Raw genomic sequence first — 20,766 nt, 5'->3', positions numbered from 1 at the left:
GAGGAGAAATCATGCCCTTAGCCGCCGCCGAGGCAGACCTGAGCCATTCCAGCCCCGAGTACGTGCGCCTTTCCCTGGCCGCGGCCATGACCCTGGGTTTTGCCGAGGGGCGTTTTTATCGCAACGCCCGCCTGGGCTGCATCAACCTGCTCTTGACCTACCCCGGCGGCTGCCGGGCCAACTGCGCCTTTTGCGGCCTGGCCCGCGAGAGCCAGATCCCGGCCGAAGACCCCCGCTTCCAGAAGTTCATCCGGGTGATCTGGCGGGCCTATGCCCTGGACGACGTGGTGGCGGCCTGCGCCGCGGCCCCGCCCCACGTGGAGCGGGTGTGCATCTCCATGATCACCCGCCCCGAGGCCCGGCAAGACACCCTCGAGGTGTGCCGCCGGGTGCGGGCGGGCTGCGATCTGCCGGTGAGCCTGTTGATCGCCCCCACCCTGCTTAAGCGCGACAACCTACTGGAGATGAAGGACGCCGGGGCCGACCGCATCGGAGTGGCCATCGACGCGGCCACGCCGGAGCTGTTCGCCAAGTACCGGGGCAAGCCCGCCGGCGGCCCCCACCGCTGGGAGCACTACTGGGACATCTACGAGCAGTCCATCGAGGTGTTCGGCCAAGACATGGCGGGGGTGCACCTGATCTACGGCCTGGGCGAGACCGAGGAAGAGCTGGTCTGGGCCATGGACCGCGCCCGGCGCATGGGCGGCTACACTCATTTGTTCTGCTTCTACCCCGAGCGCTTCTCGGCCCTGAAGGACACCCCCCAGCCGCCGGCCGCCGGCTATCGCCGCATCCAACTGGCTCGCTGGCTCATCGATCACGACCTGGCCCGGGCCTCGGACATGGCCTTTGACGGCCAGGGGCGCATCGTGTTCTTTGGCGACGACCCGGAGATCATCGAAAAGGCCATCGCCTCTGGGAAGCCTTTCATGACCTCGGGCTGTCCGGGCGCCTCGGGCGAGGTGGCCTGCAACCGCCCTTACGGCAACGAACGGCCGGGGCCGGACCTGCGCAACTACCCCTTCCTGCCCGAGGCCGAGGACGTCGCCTTGGTGCGCGAGCAGTTGGCCACCTACTGAAAGCCAACCGATTCCGACCCCTTGGACGCCGCTTTTGGGTTGCGGAGGGTCCAGTGGGGTGTTATATCACTACAATTTCGCATTATTTAACCTTAACCCCTCTTGAGGGCAAGGAATACCGGTCATGAAGGTCAACGTGGAAGAGCTGAGCCAGGTCCAGCGACGCATTACGGTGGAGCTGCCGGCCAAGGAAGTCGACAAGACCCTGAACAAGGTCTACAACAAGCTGAAAAACTCCGTAAAGATCAAGGGCTTCCGCCCTGGTAAGGTGCCCCGGCCCATTATGGAGCGCTACTATGGCGATCAGGCGGCCAGCGAGGCCTCCCAGGAGCTTCTGGGCGGCAGCTATGCCGAGGCGCTCAAGGAGAGCGGCCTGGAGCCGGTGGCCCAGCCGGATTTCGACTTCGACCCTCCCAAGGCGGGAGAGGACTTCGTCTACAAGCTGACCTTTGACGTGCCCCCCGAGTTCGAGCTCGCCAAGGAGGACTACCAGGGGTTTGCGCTCAAGGAGCCCAAGCTGGAGGCCACCGACGAAGAAGTGGCCCAGCGCCTGGACCAGTTGGCCGAGCGCCAGGCGGTGCTGGTGCCGGTGGAACAAGAGCGTCCGGCGGCCATCGGCGACGTGGTGGTGGTGGACTACGAGGCCTTTGACGGCGAGGAACCCCTGGAGGGCGGCAAGGCCGAAAACGTGGAAGTGGACCTGGGCGGGGGCAAGAGCCAGCAGGAGATCGAGCTGGCCCTGGTCAAGGCCAAGGTGGGCGACACCCCCGAGGCCACCGTGCACTTCGAGGACGACCACCCCAACAAGTCCATGGCCGGCAAGGACATCCGTTTCGCCATGAGCGTCAAGGGCCTCAAGAGCAAGGTCAAACCAGAGATGGATGACGATTTCGCCCGCTCCCTGGGCGGCGAGTTCGAGACCCTGGACGCCCTCAAGGAGCGCATCCGCGCGGACCTGGAAAAGATGTACCAGGACCAGAGGGACCAGGAACTGCGCCGCCAGATTCTGGACCAGGTGCGCGAGCTGGGCGAGTTCGAGCTGCCCAACTCCCTGGTGGAGGGCGAGCTGGAGGAGATGGTCAAGGATTTCATGCAGCGGCTGACCCAGTCGGGCATGGACCCCAAGGCCGCCGGGCTGGACCCCATGAAGCTGGCCGACGACTTTAGGCCCGAGGCGGAAAAGAAGGTTCGCGCCGGTATAGTTTTGGGCAAGATTACCGAGCTGGAAGACGTGCAAGTTTCCGATGAAGACATCGACGCCGAGTTCGCCAAGATGTCGGAACGCACCGGCCAGCCGGCCAAGGCCTTGAGGGATATTTACAATAAAAACAATGCGATGCCCTCACTGACCGCCCATATTCTGGAAGAAAAGACGTTGCAGGCCATAAAAGCCGGTGCTACTATTACACAAGTAGACCCAGCCGAATTGGTTGATAAAAAAGAGTCCGAGGAAAACGAGGACCAAGGCTAAAACGCCGGCTGCATACGATTAACGAAACGAGGCGCTGATGCCCCTAATTCCTTTTGTCATCGAGCAAACCAGCCGCGGCGAAAGATCCTATGATATCTATTCGCGGCTGCTCAAAGACCGAATCATCATCTTGGGCGAGCCCATCGACGACCACGTGGCCAACGTGCTCATCGCGCAGTTGTTGTTCCTGGAGGCCGAGGATCCCACCAAGGACATCAGCCTTTACATCAACTCGCCGGGCGGGCAGGTTACCGCGGGCATGGCCATCTACGACACCATGAGCTACATCAAGTCCAAGGTGAGCACCCTGTGCCTGGGCCAGGCCAGCAGCATGGCCGCCATTCTCTTGGCCGCCGGCGAGCCGGGCATGCGTTTTTCCCTGCCCCACTCGCGCATCCTGATCCACCAGCCCATGGGTGGTTTTCAGGGGCAGGCCAGCGACATAGATATCCACGCCAAGGAAATCTTGCGTCTTAGGGAGGAGCTCAACCTGATTTTGGCCGGACACACCGGTCAAAACGTAAAGAAGGTCGCCGCCGACACCGAACGCGACTTTTTCATGAGCGGGGAAGAGGCCAAGGCCTACGGGATCATCGACAAGGTGATCACTCACCGCGAATTGGCTGAGTAGCCAGCACCCCGCAAGTTCCCCAGGGGGACGGAGGCCGGTCTAAATGACCAAGAAAAACGACGGCAAAGGTTCCGATCTAGTTTGCTCCTTCTGCGGCAAGAGCCAGGATGAGGTGAAAAAGCTCATCGCTGGGCCCTCGGTGTACATCTGCGACGAGTGCATCGAGCTTTGCAACGAGATCATCGAGGAGGAGTATCAGAAGGAAGAGGCCGCCAGCCGCGTCGCCATTCCCAAGCCAGCGGAAATCAAGGCGATAATGGACGAGTACGTGGTTGAGCAGGATCGGGCCAAGAAGATCCTCTCCGTGGCCGTGCACAACCACTACAAGCGCATCGACGCCAAGATGGAAATGGGCGGGGTGGAGCTGCAGAAATCCAACATCCTGTTGGTGGGCCCCACCGGCTGCGGCAAGACCCTGTTGGCCCAGACCCTGGCCAAGATACTCAACGTGCCTTTCACCATCGCCGACGCCACCACCCTCACCGAGGCCGGTTACGTGGGCGAGGACGTGGAAAACATCATCCTCAACCTGCTCCAGGCGGCGGACTACGACGTGGAGCGGGCCCAGCGGGGCATCGTCTACATCGACGAGATCGACAAGATCGCCCGCAAGAGCGAAAACCCCTCCATCACCCGCGACGTCAGCGGCGAGGGCGTGCAGCAGGCGCTGCTTAAAATCATCGAAGGCACCCAGGCCTCCGTGCCGCCCAAGGGCGGCCGCAAGCATCCGCAGCAGGAGTTCGTCAAGGTGGACACCACCAACATCCTGTTCATCTGCGGCGGCGCTTTCGTGGGCCTGGACCGGGTGATCAAAAACCGCCTGGGCGCCAAAATGATGGGCTTCACCGCCAAGGTGAAGGAGCGCCCCGAAGACGTCCCCTTGGGAGAGGTGTTGGCCAAGTGCCAGCCCGAAGACCTGATCCGCTTCGGCCTCATCCCCGAGTTCGTGGGTCGTCTGCCCGTGGTGGCCACCCTGGAGGAACTGAGCGAGGAAGCCCTCATCCGCATCCTCACCGAGCCCAAGAACGCCCTGGTCAAGCAGTACCAGAAGCTCTTCGAGCTGGAGGGCGTGGAGCTCAAGTTCAGCGACGAGGCCCTGAAGGCGGTGTCCAAGGAGGCCCTGGCCCGCAAGAGCGGCGCCCGCGGCCTGCGGTCCATCCTGGAGGCGGCCATGCTCGACATAATGTACGAGCTGCCCTCTCTCAAGGAGGTCACCGAGTGCGTGGTGGGCGAGGAGGTTATCACCAAGGGTGAACAGCCTCTGCTGCTCTATTCGGATCAGGCCGAGTACGCCTAGGCGTTTACCGGCCCGTTCCGTCTGCCCTTGGGACGGCAAAAAAATAACCATGCAATCGCCCCCAAGAGTACTTATTCTCTTTTAATAAGAGAAGGTAGTTTTTTGCGCCCTCTCTCCCACGAGAAGGCGTTCCCTAAGCAAGGAAGCTTGATATGCGCGCACCGTTGATGCCCCTCAGGGACGTGGTGATCTTCCCTTCCATGGTCGCACCACTTTTCGTGGGGCGCGACCGCTCCGTGGCGGCCCTGGAATACGCCATGGAACACGGGAAAACCATCTTTTTGGCCACCCAACGCGAAGCCAAGGTGGACGACCCCGGCGAGGGCGATATCTATCAGGTGGGCACCCTGAGCACCGTCCTGCAGCTCCTGCGCCTGCCCGACGGCACGGTCAAAGCCCTTATCGAGGGCCGCGAGCGGGCCCGCATCGTGGGGTTCCAGCCCAACCCCGACTTTTTCATGGTCGATCTGGAGGTGGTTGAGCAAGGCTTCGCCTCCGACCTGGAGTCCGAGGCCCTCATCCGCTCGGTGGTGGCCTCTTTCGACCAATACGCCAAGCTCAACAAGAAGATACCCAAGGAAGTGCTCCTGTCGGTGTCGGCCGTCACCGACCCCGGCGCTCTGGCCGACACGGTGGTGGGCCATCTGCCGCTCAAGCTGGACGACAAGCAGCAGCTGTTGGAGCTCATCGAGCCCAACCGCCGCCTGAGCCGCCTGTTCGAGCTGTTGCGTAGCGAGATCGAGATTTTGCAGATCGAGCAGCGCATCAAGAGCCGGGTCAAGCGCCAGATGGAAAAGACCCAGCGCGAGTACTATCTCAACGAGCAGATGCGGGCCATCCAAAAGGAGATGGGCGAAAAGGACGACCTCAAGAGCGAGGTCCGCGATCTTGAGGAAAAGCTCAAGAAAAAGCCCATGCCCCGCGAAGCCCGCATGAAGATAGAGGCCGAGCTCAAGAAGCTCAAGATGATGTCGCCCATGAGCGCCGAGGCCACGGTGGTGCGCAACTACGTGGACTGGCTCATGGCCCTGCCCTGGCGCGAGCGCACCCGCGACATCCTGGACCTCAAGGCGGCCCACACCATCCTGGACGAGGATCACTACGGCCTGGACAAGCCCAAGGAGCGCATCCTGGAGTTTTTGGCCGTGCAGGCTTTGACCAAGAAGATCAAGGGCCCCATCCTGTGCTTCGTGGGCCCTCCCGGGGTGGGCAAGACCTCCTTGGCCCGCTCCATCGCCCGGGCCATGGGGCGCAACTTCATCCGGGTGAGCCTGGGCGGCGTGCGCGACGAGGCCGAGATCCGCGGCCACCGGCGCACCTACATCGGCGCCCTGCCCGGCAAGATCATCCAGTCCATGCGCCGGGCCGGCAGCGTCAACCCGGTGTTCTGCCTGGACGAGGTGGACAAGATGTCCACCGACTTTAGGGGCGACCCCAGCGCCGCCCTCTTGGAGGTCTTGGACCCGGAGCAGAACTACGCCTTCAACGACCATTACCTGGACGTGGACTACAACCTCTCCGAGGTCATGTTCATCACCACGGCCAACACCCTCTACTCCATCCCGGCCCCCTTGCAGGACCGCATGGAGATCATCCGCCTGCCCGGCTACACCGAGATCGAGAAGCTGGGCATCGCCACCCAGTTCCTCTTGCCCAAGCAGGCCAAGGCCAACGGCCTGGACCCCGAGCAGGTGCAGCTGAGCGACAAGGCCATCCTGGAGATCGCCCGCCGCTACACCCGCGAGGCCGGGGTGCGCAACCTGGAGCGGGAGCTGGCCAGCGTGTGCCGCAAGGTGGCCAAGCGCCTGGTGAGCGAGAACGACACCAAGGGCACCGTGCGGGTGCCGGTTAGCGCGGTGGAGTCCTATCTGGGCGTGCCCAAGTTCCGCTACGGTCTGCCCGAGGAGTCCGACCACGTGGGTCTGACCAACGGCCTGGCCTGGACCGAGACCGGCGGCGAGGTGCTGACCACCGAGGCCATCATCATGCCCGGCAAGGGCAAGCTGACCATCACCGGCAAGCTGGGCGAGGTCATGCAGGAATCGGCCCAGGCGGCGCTGAGCTACGTGCGCTCCCGGGCCAAGTCCCTGGGCCTGCCCGAGGACTTCTACACCAAGGTGGACCTGCACATCCACGTGCCCGAGGGCGCCATTCCCAAGGACGGACCCTCGGCGGGCATCACCCTGGCCACCACCATGGTCAGCGCCCTCACCCGCATTCCGGTCAAGGCCAATGTGGCCATGACCGGCGAGATCACCCTGCGCGGGCGGGTGTTGCCCATCGGCGGGCTTCGGGAAAAGGTCCTGGCCGCCCATAGGGCCCAGATCACCCAGGTGTTGATCCCCAAGGACAACGAGAAGGATATCAAGGAGATCCCCCAGAGGGTCCTCAAGGTTATCGAGCTGATCCCGGTGGAGCACATGGACCAGGTGCTGGCCTACGCCCTGGCGGTGGACGACCCTGATACCATCTTTCAGGAATCACCCCAGCCCTACGCGTTGCCGGCCGACGCGAAAAATGACGCCTCCAACGAAGTAGTAGCCCATTAATCGGTTGTAATCTATTGACAGATCGCGGCCGTGTTGATAAATAGTAGTCCCCTTGACGGGGTACGGGGCCGGGCGGGAGATCGCGCGGCCTCGGGACTTGGGCGGGTAGCTCAGTTGGGAGAGCATCGGCCTTACAAGCCGGGGGTCACAGGTTCGAGCCCTGTTCCGCCTACCACCACTATCCCCGTTGAGGACGGTGGAGGTAGGACCGAACCGACACCGGCTTCAAAATATATATTACGCGGGGGCGTAGCTCAGTTTGGTTAGAGCGCCGGCCTGTCACGCCGGAGGTCGCGAGTTCGAGTCTCGTCGTCCCCGCCAAAATTAGCAGGAAAGACAAGGGGTTAGCCGAGCCAGGCTAGCCCCTTGTCATTTAGAACCACCCGCTAGACGTAGGATTGACGTAGGGCGGTTCTCAGTCGCCTCTGCTTCCACCATTTCGAGCCCTCCCTTGAGGATCTCCAAAGTGGGCTTCAGCCTCCGCGACTTGTTGATGTATCGTTCGGTGGTCCTCACGTTCTTGTGCCTGAGAACCGAGGCGATGTTGACCATGGCTTCGCCGGATTCGGCCAAGACCGTACCGGCCAGCCCCCTGATCCCGTGCAGGCCGAAGGGTTTGACCCCCGCCTTTTCGCACAGGTCTTGCGGAAATCCCCGGTTCTCGATGAAAGGTTGGCCTTTGCGGCGATTGGTTTGCACGAAAACCCACTCATCACTGAGCCCAAGCTCTCTGTGGAGTTCAAGGGTGCGGGCGAGTTCTTCGTGCATCGGTAGCCAATCCTCTTGTAAATGGCGGTCCAAAAGCGAGACGATTTTAGTGGCGGTTGAAAACCGTGACACATTGATTCAGTTTTCTTCAGGTGTTTTGGTGCGATGGAGGCCATGGTGGCTTCCAGGCCAGGACTCTCTGGAGGAGCGGAAGGGGTGTACACGGACATGGATCAATGGGCCCGGATCAGACTTGAGTTGCGCGATGGCCAGGCGAGCAAGCGCGAGTTAATGCGTAGAGAGGGCATCCATTGGGATACCCTGCAAAAGATTCAGAATTTTCCCGAGCCTCCCGGATACCGGCTCAGCACCCCCCGAGCCAAGCCCAAGCTTGGCCCCTACCTTGAGTTGATCGCCCGGATCATAAAAGAGGACAAAAAGGTTCCCAAGAAGCAAAGGCACACGGCCACGCGCATATATCACCGCATCAAGGAGGCGGGTTATCAGGGCAAGTACACCCAGGTAAAGGAGGCGGTGCGCGCAATCAAGCGCGTGAGCCAGGAGGTGTACATGCCCCTGGTCCATCGTCCCGGCGAGGCGCAGGTGGACTTTGGCTATGCCCTGGCCAAGGTTTCCGGGGAGCTTCGCAAGATAGCGCTTTTTATCATGGCCTTGCCGTACTCCGATGCCTTTTTCGTGGCGGCCTTCGACAAGGAGTGCAGCGAGAGCTACTGGGAAGGGCATGCCAGGGCGTTCGAGTTTTTCGGTGGGGTGCCCCACCGGATCAGTTACGACAATAGCAAGGTCCTGGTTTCCAAGATCATAGGGCCTCATGAGCGCAAGCTGACCGATGGTTTTCTCAAGCTGCAGAGCCATTACCTTTTTCGGGAGCATTTTTGTCGGGTGCGGCGTCCAAACGAGAAGGGCGTGGTGGAAGGGGTGGTCAAGTACGCCCGGCAGAATTTTTTGGTGCCAGTGCCCCAGGTGAAGGACCTGGCCGAGCTCAATGCCATGCTTTTAAGGCAGTGCCGCGACGACATGAAGCGCCGTTTGCGTGGCAAGGGCGGTAGCAAGGCCGAGGTTTTGCAGGAAGACCAGACAGCCTTTGTCCCCCTGCCTCCCTCCCGCTTCGATGCCTGCCGCAAACAGCCTACCCGGGCCAATTCATTGTCCCTGGTCCGCTTCGACGACAATGACTACTCGGTGCCGGTGGCTTGTGCCCACCATGAAATTGTGGCCAAGGGCTATGTGGATCGGGTGGTGCTCTGCCACCATGACGTGGTGGTGGCCCGCCACTCCCGATCCTGGGGCAAGGAAGGGGTGTTTTTCGACTACCGGCATTATCTGCCCTTGCTGGAGCGCAAGCCTGGCTCCCTGGACCACGCCCGCCCCCTGGCTGACCTAGATCTGTCTGAGTGCTTTGAGGTCTTGAGGCGGCGGCTGGTGGCCGGGGAAGACATGCCTGGCCAGGGCACCCGTAAATACATAAAGGTCCTACGTTTGCTGGAGGACCACTCCATGGCCAGACTGAAGCGGGCGGTGGAGCAGGCATTGTACGCGGGAGCCTATGCCCCGGAGGCCATTGTCCACCTGCTGGAGCCGCCATCATCAGGGCCCGCGGCCACCTTCCTGCTGGACGGTCGTGAGCACCTGGGCCGAGTGAGCGTGGCCGGGCCCGATATCACAGTCTATGACTCCCTCCTCGCGCAGGGAGGGGCGCTGTCATGAAGGACCAGGACAAACCCACCGTGCTCTTGGAGTACCACCTCAAAAAGCTGAAGCTGCCCACCATTCTCCGGGAATACGCGGCCATGGCCAAGGTCTGCAGCCAAGACCGCTCCGATTACATGACCTACCTGCTGCGCCTGACCGAGCGGGAGCTTCTGGACCGCGAGAAGCGGGCAGCCGAAAGGCGCATCAAGCAAGCCGCCTTTCCGGTGATCAAGACCATGGACACCTTTGATTTCAAGGCACAGCCCTCCATCAATCAGCAGCTGGTCAGGGAGCTGATGAGGGGCGAGTACATCGCCAAAAAGGAAAACGTGCTCCTGATCGGAAACTCCGGCACCGGCAAGACCCACCTGGCCAGCGCCATGGCCTTTGCGGCCTGCGCCCAGGGAAGCAAGGTGAAATTCTACAGCGCCACCGCCCTGGTCACAGAGCTCATGGAATGCCGCGAGGAAAGACGTCTGCAACGCCTGCAGAAACAGCTCCAGCGCCTACACCTGCTGGTCATCGATGAACTGGGCTATGTGCCCTTCTCCAAGATAGGCGCTCAAATGCTATTCGAGGTGGTGGGTAGGGCATATGAACAACAAAGCCTCATGATCACCACCAATCTCCCTTTCCAGCAATGGACGGAGGTCTTCGGCTCCGAAAGACTCACCGGTGCACTGCTGGACAGACTGACCCATAGGTGCCACATCATCGAGGCCAATGGAGAAAGCTACCGGCTCCGCCAAGCCAAAAGACGATCCCAGGCAAAGCCCAAAACCAACTAAGGCAAGATCATGATTGACAGCATGAACAACAGGACTATATCTCTAAAACAAGTGTCACGGTTTTAGACCGCCAACTGTCCCGCACTTACTCCGCCATTCACATCCATCGCTCATTGATTTTAGCATCCACCTCTGCGGCGGGACGGCAATATTTTTGGCGGGATCTTGCCGGCGTGCCTTTTTAATGGGGCAGGTCGCTGCGCATGAACATTATTAGGAACCGAATCCATTTTCCCAATGAGGACGCGGCCATCAAACTCCTCGCACCTCGACGGGCTATCTGCCATAGGTCAAGGTGAGTTCTCGAGGTCACCTCCATAACCAAAGCGCCTTTTTAGGCATGACTATCGCCCACGTAATCATCTAGATAGCAGGTCCGTAGATTCGCTGGCCACTCTCCTCGGTCACCATGACCTCGCCCCGGTTTTCCAGGTATCGTAAATGGGCCATTGCTTCTCCGGTTGCAAACCATTTCTGTGCCACGGGGAACTCCTCCCAAGAAGAACAGTTGATGTCCCAACTCATGTGAGCGGCGGTCTGATAAGCGTCGCGCGGCGCAGCGGACATAATGCCCCGAATCTCTTCCAGTCGCAGGTGGTGGTGTTCTTTGAGTTGCCCGATCCGCTCTTTAATGTTCTGGATCAAGCTGCGGTGGCCGGGTAGGACCAGTTGTGCGTCCAGGCGAGTGGTCTTGTCCAGGCTCTCCAAATACATGGCCAGGGGATCGAAGCCGTCCCGCCAGCATTGAATGTTGGGGGTGATGTCGCCTAGGATGTGATCACCAGCGATGAGGATTTTACGTTCCGCCTCCCACAGACAGGTGTGGCCCAGTGTGTGCCCAGGCGTAATGAGACAGGTGAAGTGATAATCGCCAACACTCATGGGCTCGCCCTCTTCTATTATGTTAAGGTAAGGCATCCAGGTCGAGCCGTGCTTGAAGCCAGGGTGAGCGTTTAGGGCTGCCTCCAACTCCGCCCGTGGGAAACCGTTGAGCCCGCCGTAAGCGATCATGGGCTCCCAATGGAAACCCGCCTCTACGATCTCAGCCTCAGGACGGTTGAAGAAGACGCGGCTGGTTTTACCCACTACCTGGCTGGTCAGGGCAAAGTGATCAGAATGCATGTGGGTGATGAAAAAATCGGTGCGCTCCAGATCCACTCCCAGCTGCCGCATCCCGGCCCGTAAGGCCCTCAGGCACTCAGGGCGGTTGAGACCTGTGTCCACGATGAGGTTGCGGGGCTCGCCCAATATGAAATAGGAGTTCAGAAACTTTAGGGGGCTGTTGGGAAGTGGAATCTGGACCCTATACAGGGAGGGAGCCACTTCATGAATCATCTGGATCATCCTTCATAAATGGCACGGAGACACCCTCTCTAAAACAACTAGCGACTTGATGACTTATAATCCCTGCTGCAGAAGGCTCGCACCTCTGGCGAACAAGCAACCCACCTGGTAGGCCTTAGCCGGAAAAGGTCATGTTATTTCTTTTTGAGTAGGTTGCGGGCTATTACCAACCGCATGATCTCGTTGGTGCCCTCATAAATCTGGGTGATTTTGGCATCGCGCATATGGCGCTCCATGGGGTATTCCTTGCAGTAACCGTAGCCACCCAGAATCTGTACCCCCTCAATGGCCGCAGTCATAGCAGCGTCCGAGGCAAACATCTTGGCCATGGCCGAGTTCTTCTCAAAATGCAAATGCTGGTCTTCCATCCAGGCTGCCTTGAGAAGCAAAAGTTCCGCCGCCTCCAGGGCCGCAGCAATATCAGCCAATTTCCACTGAATGGCTTGGAAGGCACTGATAGGACGTCCGAACTGTTCCCGTTCGTTCGCGTACTGTATAGCCTCCTCCAATACTGCCTTCCCGATGCCTAACGCCTGGGAGCCAATGCCGATGCGGCCACTGTCCAGAGTGGTCAGCATCTGACGCAGGCCGCCGCCTTCCTGGCCAAGCAGGTTCTCCTTGGGGATGCGCGCGTCCTCAAACACCAACTCCGAGGTGCCCGAGGCGCAGATGCCCATTTTGTCTTCCACTCGGCCCACGGTGAAGCCGGTAGTATTCTCCAGGTCCACGATGAAGGAACTGATGCCCTTGGCCCCGGCGGACTTGTCTGTAACCGCCGCGATCACCGCGTATGAGGCCACGTTGCCATTGGTTATGAACTTCTTCTCCCCGTTAATGACCCACTTATCTCCATCGAGCACCGCGGTAGTGCGCATAGAGGCGGGGTCGCTGCCCGCACCCGCCTCGGTGAGGCCGTAGCAGCCGATCTTGGCTCCACTGGCCACTGGGGTGAGAAAAGTCTTCTTCTGCTGTTCGTTGCCAAAGGTCATCACGGGGAAACAGTAGAGCGAGTTGTTTACGCTCATGATCACGCCCACACTGGCGTCGCCCCGAGATACCTCACTAAGGGCCAACACATAGGAAACGTAATCCATACCTGCGCCGCCGTACTCCTCCGGTACCGCGATGCCCATGAAGCCCAACTCGCCCAGGACCGCGCAGGCCTCTGACGGATGCTCATGACTTTCATCGAAATGAGCAGCCTTGGGCTTCAAATCCTCGTCGGCGATGCGTGCCGCCGTATCCTTCACCATCTGCTGCTCTTCAGTAAAGGCAAAGTTCATGTTTAATCCTCTTTAATCATCTGACTTAAATATGCCGCGCCGATGAGGCACGATAAGCAGGATCAGGTACAAGGAACGGGGCGCCAGCGGCTACAGCCCACCTCAACAAATGCCTGGGAAAGCGCCTTCGGACTAGCTGTCGATACGTTTGCCATCTTTATCGTACTCATACCAGCCTTTGCCGGTTTTGCGCCCCAGGTGCCCTGCCTCCACTTTGCGCCGCAGGATGGACGGCGGATAGAAACGCGGATCCTTTTCCTCGTCATACACATTGGTGTAGGCCATGAGCTGCACGTCCAAGCCCACCAAATCCGAGGTCTCCAGGGGGCCCATCTTGCGGCCAAAGGCCAGGCGGAAGCCGGTGTCAATATCCTTGGGGGTGGACACCTTCTGCTCCACCAGGCGGTAAGCCTCCATGTTAAGCAGCATGTTGCACCGGTTCAAAATAAATCCAGCGATGTCGCTATCCACCCGGATCGGCTCCTTGCCCAGGTAACGGACGAAGTCCACACCAGCCTGCATGGTCTCTTCGCTGGTGGAGATTCCCTTGATCACTTCCACGGCGTCCAGCATGGGCACCGGGTTGAAGAAGTGCAGGCCTAGAATCCGTTCGGGATGCTCCAGGCCGCCGCCGATGGCGCTAATGGGAATGGCCGAGGTGTTGGAGGCCAGCAGGCACTTGGGGCTAACGGCCTTTTCCAAGGCGCCGAACACTTCCTTCTTGACCTCGATGCTTTCGAACACCGCCTCCACCACCAGGTTGGCGTCAGCCCCGGGGGCGTAGTCCTGGCTGGCGGTGATGCGTGCCATCACCGTTGCCTGATCATCGGCGATCTTGCCCTTTTCGGCCAGCTTGCCTACCGACCAGGCGATCTTTTCCATGGCCTTTTCCAGCATTTGCTGGGACACGTCGGTCATCACCACCTGCAGGCCGGACTGGGCGCAAACTTGTACGATTCCCGAACCCATGGTGCCGCAACCCACCACCATTACTTTCTTGATATCCATTTCAGACCCTCCGAAGGCCTTGTTTTGGTTGTTTAGCCCTACCCTCTTTCGTTACCCAAAATGGCCACCGCGCTGATCTGGGGCGGGCCGCCAAAAGTGTGGGACAGTCCCCTGCGCGGGTTCTTTACCTGGCGCTCGGGGTTATCCACCTTCTGTTGCAATTGCTTGTAAATCTCGTAAGTCATGCGCAGGCCGCTGGCTCCGATGGGATGGCCGAAACACTTGAGCCCGCCGTCGATGTTCACCGGCAGGCCGCCGCCTATCTCGAAGAAGCCGGAGCGGATATCCTCGATGGCCCCACCGGGAGCACTAAAGCCGAAATTTTCGTAGATAGCAAGCTCGGTGATGGTGAAGCAGTCGTGAACCTCGGCCACGTCCAACTCCTCGCGGGGATTGGTGATGCCGGCCATCTCATACGCCTTCTTGGAGGAGTTCATCAAAGCCCCGAAGTGGATCCAGTCGAACTCGGGTCGTATATGGGGCATGGTGGAGTCCATGGCCACACCCATGCCCTTGAGGTAGATGGGATCGTCCCTGAAGTTCTTGGCCATGTCCGCCCGGGTGACGATGGCGCAGGCCGCACCGTCGCTGTTGCCGCAGCAGTCGAACAGGCCCAAGGGCCAGGCGATCACCGGGGCCTTGAGCACCTTCTCCAAGGGCACCTTGTTGTGGAAGTGGGCCTTGGGAGTGCGGCTGCCGTTGTCGTGGTTCTTCACCGCTATGCGCCCGATGAGTTCCTTGCCCTCTTCGTTGCTCAAGCCGTACCTCTCAAAGTAGCGCTTGGCGATAAGGGCGAAGGAGCCGGGCGCGGTGCGCCGGGCTTCCAGCACCGGGTTCATACCCCGGCCCATGCCCAGACCGGCATAGCCGGTGTCCTTGAGCTTTTCCACGCCCAGGGCCATCACCACGTCGTACATGCCGCTGGCCACGGCCATGCAGGCCTCGAACAGAGCGATGTGCCCGCTGGTACACCAGTTCTCGTTTCGGATGATGGGAATGTCCCTGAGCTTGAGGGCGTCGGCCGCTGGGGAAGCCCCCAAGCCGCCCATGGGGGCGTAGACCGTGCTGAAGAAGCAGGCCTCTATGTCATCGGGCCCCACGCCCGCGTCTGCAAAGGCCTCGCTGGAGGCCTCTATGGCCAGGTCGCTCATGCCGGTGTCCCAGCGCTCGCCGAACTGGCTGCACCCCATGCCGATGATTGCAACTTTATCTTTAATGCTACCCATGATTATCTCCCCGCTACCTCACCGGCCGGCACTTCCAGAAGTAATTGTGGAATCCCCCCAGATCATGCATGCGGCGCAGAGTGAGCTTCACCGGCATGCCCAGTTCCACCTGATTGGGGTCGGCGTCAGTCATCAGGCCGTAGAAACGGGCCCCGTTTTCCATCTGCACCACCGTCTGAACGATCACTGGGTCGTCCGGCCGGCCGGCCAGATTGTCCCGGCTAAAGGTGAAAACTTCCCCCGTCATGCTGCTCAGGCGCACGGTGTCGAACTTGTCCACGCTGCGGCATTTATCGCAGATGCGCTGAATGGGAAAGGCCGCGGTGCCGCAAACTTGGCACTTGCTGCCCCGGCAGCGCAGCAGGGAGTCACGCTCTCGCCAGGTAACCGTGGCCGAGGGCACCAGGCGGAAGGGTTCGCCCGGCTGGGGCTCCACCAAACCGTTAAAGCTCAAGAAGCGAGCGTAGGATTTCAGCTCCCCACGGTTTTCCATATGCTGGGCCATGCTCACCGCCGGCTTGGCCGGTGTGCTTTCCACCTCGAACAACAGGGCCTGAGCTCCATCGCCATAGGCAGCCATCAGAATCTTCTCGCCGGGCTTTGCCGTTTCCAATACCGAGGCCAGCATCACTAGGGGATGAGCCGCCCCGCAGAAGCCCACTTCATCCAGCAGCGAGTCCACAGCCTCTCCGGCTTGGCCCAGGCCGGTCTTTTTCAATATGCCCATGGCCGAACGGGAGTCCGGCGCGGGTATTACGGCCTTGGCGATGTCCTCGGGATTAACAGCCATCTGGGACATAAGGCCCTTAACCGCCTTGGCCATCACCCTCAGGTAGCCTTCACCGGACACGAAGCGCCCTTCCCAGTTCTGCACGTAGGTGTCTTCCTGGGTGCGCCACACGTCGGTGATCTCATCGGTTACCGCGAAGCCGCCGAGGTAAGCCACCGGGGCCTCACCTCCTCCCACCAGCACCGCGGCCCCGGCGTCGCCGAAGAGCTGCTCCTGGTCGGAGCGGGGATAGCCCAGGCGATTTTCGCCTGAAGTTACCAGGACCTTTTTGCCTTCTGCCGCGGTGTCCAGGGCAAGACTCAGGGCGCCCAAGCCGCAACGCAGGGAGTTGCCTAGGTCCAGTGTCTCCATATTGCTGTCCAAATCCAACACCGTGGCCAGCATCGCCGAGGTGGCTTTTTCCTTGTAAGGAGCCGTGGTAGAGGCGAAGTAAAGCGCCTGCACATCCTCGCGTCCCGTCGCTTCCAGAACGAAGCCGGCGGCCTCGGCCGCCATGGTCAGGGAATCCTCGTCGCTTCCCGCCACGCTGCGAAAGCCCTTATGGGCGCCACGCTCCCAGGCCCCACCTATGGTTTTTCGCTCCATCTTCAGATAGGGAATATGAGCAGCGGCTGTAAAAATGCCCGCCATTATCCGATCCTCCTGCTTGAATCCATATGTGGCGACCCCTGTTAAGGATACGAAACCTTACATAATGGATCTGTTAGTGATACCCAAATAATTCCATTAGTGATCTTCTGGATATTGACAAAGTTCTATTAACACTCCATGGGTGGCCTTTGGATGGAGGAACATTACCTTGGCGTCGTGAGCGCCCTTCCATGGCCGTTCAGCGGTCATGGGCACCCCCTTGGCTTTCAGCTCCTCAACCGCGGCTTCTATATCATGGACATCAAAGGCCAGGCGGTGCAGGCCCTCTCCCTTTTTTTCTATGAACTTGGCCATGGTGCCGTCAGGTTCGGTGCTCATGACCAACTCCAGCTTGGCCTGGCCCATGGGTACGAAACTGGTGCGGAGTTCACCCACCGCTTCAGTAATGGATATTTCCAACGGCAAAATTTCGGTGTATATCTTTGCGGCTTTATCCACGCTTTTCACTGCCACGCCAATATGGCCAAGCGTTTTATTTTCATGTGCCCTCCCGATCTAATAGGCTCACAAAGCCGAGAGTCGGTGGGACTCGGTCGCCACCAAAGTGCATAAGGGTTTATGCCGGTTTGCCCCAAAGGGGCCTAGATGGTTCTCACCGGCTGGTACTCACCGAACACCTCGCGCAACACTCCGCAAATCTCGCCCAAGCTGGCGTAGGCTTCCACCGCTTCAATGATCACCGGCATCAGGGCGCCATCGCCCTGGGCGCTCTGCTTTAGAGCCGCCAAGGCGCTTTCCACCTTGTCGTTGCTGCGCCGGTTTTTCATGGCATTCAGCCTCTCAATCTGGTCCTGCTCAGCCTGGGGGTTGGACTCCACCAGCACCTCTGTCTCTTCTTCTTCAATGGTGTACTTGTTGACCCCCACCACCACCATTTCGCCAGCCTCGATCCTCTTTTGGATGTCGTAGGCACGGCGCTCAATCTCCTTTTGCACGAAACCCTTTTCAATGGCCGCCACTGCGCCGCCCATCTGCTCCACCCGATCCATCAGTTCCTTGATGCGGGTGTAGATCTGGTCGGTCAAGGCTTCCATGTAGTAGGAGCCGCCCAGAGGATCAATGGTGTCGGTCACCCCGGTCTCCTCGCGCAAAATCTGCTGAGTGCGCAAGCTGGTGCGCACTGACTCCTCCGTGGGCAGACTCAAGGCCTCGTCATAGGAGCAGGCGGCGATGGACTGGGCCCCGGCCAACACGGCCGCCAGAGTCTGATAAGCCACCCGCACCACGTTGTTTAGCGGTTGCTGGGCAGTCAGGGCGGCGCCGCTAGTCTGAGTGTGGAAGCGCAGCATGCAAGAGCGCGGGTCCTTAGCTCCGAAGCGGTCCCTGAGCAGTTCGGCCCAGATTCGCCGAGCGGCACGGTATTTGGCCACCTCCTCGAACAGCTTGTTGTTGGTGTTGAAAATCCAACTGATGCGCGGGGCAAAGGCGTCGATGTCCAACCCCGTGTCCAGGGCCGCCTGGATATAGGCAATGGCGTTGGTGAAGGAGAAGGCTATCTCCTGCACCGCCGAGCACCCCGCCTCGCGCAGGTGGTAACCCGCCACATTAATGGTGTTGAATTTGGGCACGTTCTGGCTGCAATAAGCAAAGATGTCGGTCACGAGGCGGATGCTTGGCTGGGGCGGAAAAATGTAGGTGCCCCGCACCGTGTACTCCTTGAGCACATCGTTCTGCAGTGTGCCGCGCAACACGCTGGGGTCCAGGCCCTGCTTCTTGCCTATGCTCACGTACATGGCCAGCATGATCGCCGAGGGCGCATTGATGGTCATGGAAGTGGAAAGCTTGTCCAAAGGAAGATCCTCGAAGATCACTTCCATGTCCTCCAGGGTGTCCACCGGAACGCCGACCTTACCCACTTCACCCGCAGACATGGGGTGATCCGAGTCGTAGCCGATTTGAGTGGGCAGGTCAAAGGCCACACTGAGCCCGGTCTGGCCCTGCTCAAGCAGATAGCGGAAACGGGCGTTGGTATCCTTGGGCGAGTCGTAACCCGAATACTGGCGCACCGTCCAGGGACGTCCCAGGTACATGCTGGAGTAGACACCACGCACAAAGGGGAAATCGCCCGGGAAGCCGCTCTGGTTCAGGTAGTCTTGGTCGCCGCCGTCGGCCGGAGTGTACAGGGGTTCCACCGGGTCGCCCCAGTCGGTGGTGTGAGGAGCGCACTTGGCCAACTCATGGTGGCGTCCCTCCCAGCTTTGCTTGGCCTCTTGTATTTTATTCTTGTCCATGGAAATGGCTCCGCTCTTTCTGCCATTAGCTCAGGGGCTGGTTGTCCTCGATAAATTTGACAATCTGGGGCATGGTGGCGCCGGGTCCGAATATTTCGGAGATTCCTTGCTCTTTCAGCACGACGCGGTCCTTGGGAGGCACGATGCCTCCGGCAACTAGCAGGATGTGGGAGGCCCCCTTTTCCTTGAGCAATTTGGCCACTCGGGGCAAGTGCTGGTTATGCGCCCCGGACAGGGTGCTCAGGGCGATCACGTCCACGTCCTCTTGCAAGGCGGCGGACACGATGGCCTCCGGGGTCTGGCGCAGGCCGGTGTAGATCACCTCCATACCAGCGTCCTTCAGGCCGGTGCAAACCACTTTTATGCCCCGGTCGTGACCGTCTAGGCCGGGTTTGGCCGCCAGGACCCGAATCCGCTTACTCATTTTTTCAAGCTCCTTTAAAGGCAATCATATTCCTACAGTGGCACGTTGCCGTGCTTGCGCCACGGCTTGGGCTCCTGCTTGTCTTCCAAGGCCTCGAGGGCGCGCATCAAATAGGGCCGGGTGTCGCCGGGTAAAATCACCGCATCTACGTGAAGCTTTTTGGCCACATCGTAGGGGTTGGCAAACTTTTTCCGGTACTCGTCGATTTTGTCCTGGCGGGCGGTTTCGGGGTCGTCGGCCTTGGCAATTCCCTTAGCGTAGACGATATCCACCGCGCCTTCCGCACCCATCACCGCCACCTCGGCCGAGGGCCAGGCCCAAACCTGGTCGGCACCAAGCTGCTTGGAGCACATGGCCTGATAGGCTCCGCCGTAGGCCTTGCGCAGGATGATTGTAATCTTCGGGACCGTAGCCTCGGAATAGGCGTAGATCATCTTGGCGCCATGGCGGATGATGCCGCTGTACTCGTGCTTGACCCCGGGCAGGTAACCGGGCACGTCCACTAGGTTGACTAAGGGTATGTTGAAGGCGTCGCAGGTGCGCACGAAACGGGCGGCCTTGTCCGAGGCGTCGCTGTCCAGCGCCCCGCCCAGGTGCCGCGACTGGTTAGCTACGACTCCCACCGCCCGGCCGTCGATGCGGCCGAAGCCCACAACCACGTTGGGGGCATACAGGGCCTTGATCTCCATGAAATCGCCCTTGTCCACCAGACGCTCAATTACCTGACGCACGTCGAAAAACTTCTTGCGGTCATCCGGGATTATATTTTGGATCTCTTTGTCGTAATGAGGGGTCCACATGGCTAGACGTGGGGGCTGGCTCTTGGAGTTGCTGGGCAAATAGGACAAGAGGCGTTTGACTTGGTCCAGACATTCCTTGTCGTCCTCGGTGGCCAGATCGCAGTTGCCCGAAATCTTGGTGTGGATGCGCGCCCCGCCCAGCTTTTCCATGGTCACGTCTTCGCCGGTAACCGACATGATGACCTTGGGGCCAGTTATGAACATGTAGGAGGTCTTTTTCACCATGAACACGAAGTCGGTCATGGCCGGGGAATAGACCGCCCCACCGGCGCAGTTTCCCATGATCACCGAAATCTGGGGCACCACTCCGCTGGCGTTGACGTTGCGCCTGAAGATGAGGCCGTATCCCGCCAGGCCACCGGCGCCTTCCTGTACCCTGGCTCCAGCCGAATCGTTGATGCCCACGATGGGGGCGCCGGCCTTCACCGCAAGGTCCATGATCGTGCATATCTTTTGCGAGTGCATGTCCCCCAAGCTGCCGCCCATTACCGTGGCGTCCTGGGCAAAGGCGAAGACCTTGCGTCCGTCCACCTGTCCGTAGCCGGTTACCACGCCGTCGCCGGGCATGTGCTGGTTTTCCAACCCAAAGTCTCGGCAGGTGTGATCAGTCAACAAGCCAACTTCGATGAAGGTATCCTTGTCGAACAGGTAGTCCAGGCGTTCCCGGGCGGTAAGCTTGCCCTTGGCGTGCTCCCGTTCAATGCGCTTGGCACCGCCGCCCAGGCGATACTCTTGGTTCCTTTGCTCGAGTTCCTCGATAAGATGATCCATGG

The 20,766-nt window shown here is 60.0% G+C and carries 17 protein-coding genes and 2 tRNA genes; 9 read left to right on the top strand and 10 right to left on the bottom strand.

The genetic code is table 11. The features are described 5' to 3' along the window. Positions 1-11 precede the first annotated feature (11 nt). The 7 genes from AACH32_RS09240 (at position 12) to AACH32_RS09210 (ending at position 7,348) form a co-directional block, all read left to right on the top strand. Complete coding sequence (locus AACH32_RS09240; protein WP_338606488.1) at positions 12-1,079, top strand: radical SAM protein; 1,068 nt, start codon at positions 12-14, stop codon at positions 1,077-1,079. A 124-nt stretch (positions 1,080-1,203) separates the two neighbouring features. After that, positions 1,204-2,550: a trigger factor gene (tig, locus tag AACH32_RS09235; protein ID WP_338606487.1), complete on the top strand. Its 1,347-nt coding sequence runs from the start codon at positions 1,204-1,206 to the stop codon at positions 2,548-2,550. A gap of 37 nt (positions 2,551-2,587) precedes the next feature. Then, positions 2,588-3,181: an ATP-dependent Clp endopeptidase proteolytic subunit ClpP gene (gene clpP, locus AACH32_RS09230; RefSeq protein WP_338606486.1), complete on the top strand. Its 594-nt coding sequence runs from the start codon at positions 2,588-2,590 to the stop codon at positions 3,179-3,181. Positions 3,182-3,224: 43 nt separating this feature from the next. Continuing rightward, a complete protein-coding gene (clpX, locus tag AACH32_RS09225) occupies positions 3,225-4,478 on the top strand; it encodes an ATP-dependent Clp protease ATP-binding subunit ClpX (protein ID WP_338606485.1) in 1,254 nt (417 codons plus the stop codon). 152 nt (positions 4,479-4,630) lie between these two features. Next, positions 4,631-7,027: an endopeptidase La gene (gene lon, locus AACH32_RS09220; protein ID WP_338606484.1), complete on the top strand. Its 2,397-nt coding sequence runs from the start codon at positions 4,631-4,633 to the stop codon at positions 7,025-7,027. Positions 7,028-7,126: 99 nt separating this feature from the next. Beyond that, a tRNA-Val gene (locus tag AACH32_RS09215) sits at positions 7,127-7,202 on the top strand. 68 nt (positions 7,203-7,270) lie between these two features. Next, positions 7,271-7,348 (top strand) — tRNA-Asp (locus AACH32_RS09210). Between the two features lie 48 nt (positions 7,349-7,396). Here AACH32_RS09210 and AACH32_RS09205 read toward each other — a convergent pair. Continuing rightward, the gene (locus tag AACH32_RS09205) at positions 7,397-7,795 is read right to left on the bottom strand and encodes a tyrosine-type recombinase/integrase (protein WP_338606483.1); all 399 of its coding nucleotides are present in this window, start codon (positions 7,793-7,795) and stop codon (positions 7,397-7,399) included. A gap of 168 nt (positions 7,796-7,963) precedes the next feature. Between AACH32_RS09205 and istA the strand changes: the two genes are divergently transcribed. Beyond that, positions 7,964-9,463 carry an IS21 family transposase gene (gene istA / locus AACH32_RS09200; protein WP_338599205.1) on the top strand — a complete coding sequence of 500 codons (1,500 nt, stop codon included), beginning with the start codon at positions 7,964-7,966 and terminating at the stop codon, positions 9,461-9,463. Continuing rightward, entirely contained in the window at positions 9,460-10,236 is a 777-nt protein-coding gene (istB, locus tag AACH32_RS09195; protein ID WP_338598784.1) for an IS21-like element helper ATPase IstB, read from the top strand. Before istA ends, istB begins: the two co-directional genes overlap by 4 nt. A gap of 363 nt (positions 10,237-10,599) precedes the next feature. Here the strand turns inward: istB and AACH32_RS09190 are convergent, their stop codons facing one another. From AACH32_RS09190 to AACH32_RS09150, 9 genes are all read right to left on the bottom strand, one after another. After that, positions 10,600-11,571 carry an MBL fold metallo-hydrolase gene (locus AACH32_RS09190; RefSeq protein WP_338606482.1) on the bottom strand — a complete coding sequence of 324 codons (972 nt, stop codon included), beginning with the start codon at positions 11,569-11,571 and terminating at the stop codon, positions 10,600-10,602. A 143-nt stretch (positions 11,572-11,714) separates the two neighbouring features. Next, on the bottom strand, positions 11,715-12,863 hold the full coding sequence (locus AACH32_RS09185) for an acyl-CoA dehydrogenase family protein (protein WP_338606481.1): 1,149 nt from the start codon (positions 12,861-12,863) through the stop codon (positions 11,715-11,717). Between the two features lie 132 nt (positions 12,864-12,995). Further along, the gene (locus tag AACH32_RS09180) at positions 12,996-13,871 is read right to left on the bottom strand and encodes a 3-hydroxyacyl-CoA dehydrogenase family protein (protein ID WP_338606480.1); all 876 of its coding nucleotides are present in this window, start codon (positions 13,869-13,871) and stop codon (positions 12,996-12,998) included. A gap of 38 nt (positions 13,872-13,909) precedes the next feature. Further along, positions 13,910-15,097, bottom strand: coding sequence for an acetyl-CoA acetyltransferase (locus AACH32_RS09175; RefSeq protein WP_338606479.1), 1,188 nt, complete (start codon positions 15,095-15,097; stop codon positions 13,910-13,912). A 13-nt stretch (positions 15,098-15,110) separates the two neighbouring features. Continuing rightward, positions 15,111-16,517 (bottom strand): hypothetical protein, encoded by a 1,407-nt coding sequence (locus AACH32_RS09170; RefSeq protein ID WP_338606478.1) that lies wholly within the window; start codon positions 16,515-16,517, stop codon positions 15,111-15,113. 96 nt (positions 16,518-16,613) lie between these two features. Continuing rightward, positions 16,614-16,985 carry a methylmalonyl-CoA epimerase gene (gene mce / locus AACH32_RS09165; RefSeq protein WP_434062347.1) on the bottom strand — a complete coding sequence of 124 codons (372 nt, stop codon included), beginning with the start codon at positions 16,983-16,985 and terminating at the stop codon, positions 16,614-16,616. A 134-nt stretch (positions 16,986-17,119) separates the two neighbouring features. Beyond that, on the bottom strand, positions 17,120-18,769 hold the full coding sequence (locus tag AACH32_RS09160) for an acyl-CoA mutase large subunit family protein (RefSeq protein WP_338606477.1): 1,650 nt from the start codon (positions 18,767-18,769) through the stop codon (positions 17,120-17,122). Between the two features lie 25 nt (positions 18,770-18,794). Then, entirely contained in the window at positions 18,795-19,193 is a 399-nt protein-coding gene (locus AACH32_RS09155) for a cobalamin B12-binding domain-containing protein (RefSeq protein WP_338606476.1), read from the bottom strand. A 32-nt stretch (positions 19,194-19,225) separates the two neighbouring features. Next, positions 19,226-20,764 carry an acyl-CoA carboxylase subunit beta gene (locus tag AACH32_RS09150; RefSeq protein ID WP_338606475.1) on the bottom strand — a complete coding sequence of 513 codons (1,539 nt, stop codon included), beginning with the start codon at positions 20,762-20,764 and terminating at the stop codon, positions 19,226-19,228. Positions 20,765-20,766 lie beyond the last annotated feature (2 nt).

It is taken from the genome of Desulfoferula mesophila (assembly GCF_037076455.1).
In the GTDB taxonomy this organism is placed as follows: Bacteria; Desulfobacterota; Desulfarculia; order Desulfarculales; family Desulfarculaceae; genus Desulfoferula; species Desulfoferula mesophila.
The sequence above is the reverse complement of the archived record's forward strand: the minus strand, read 5'-3'. Positions and strand labels throughout refer to the sequence as shown.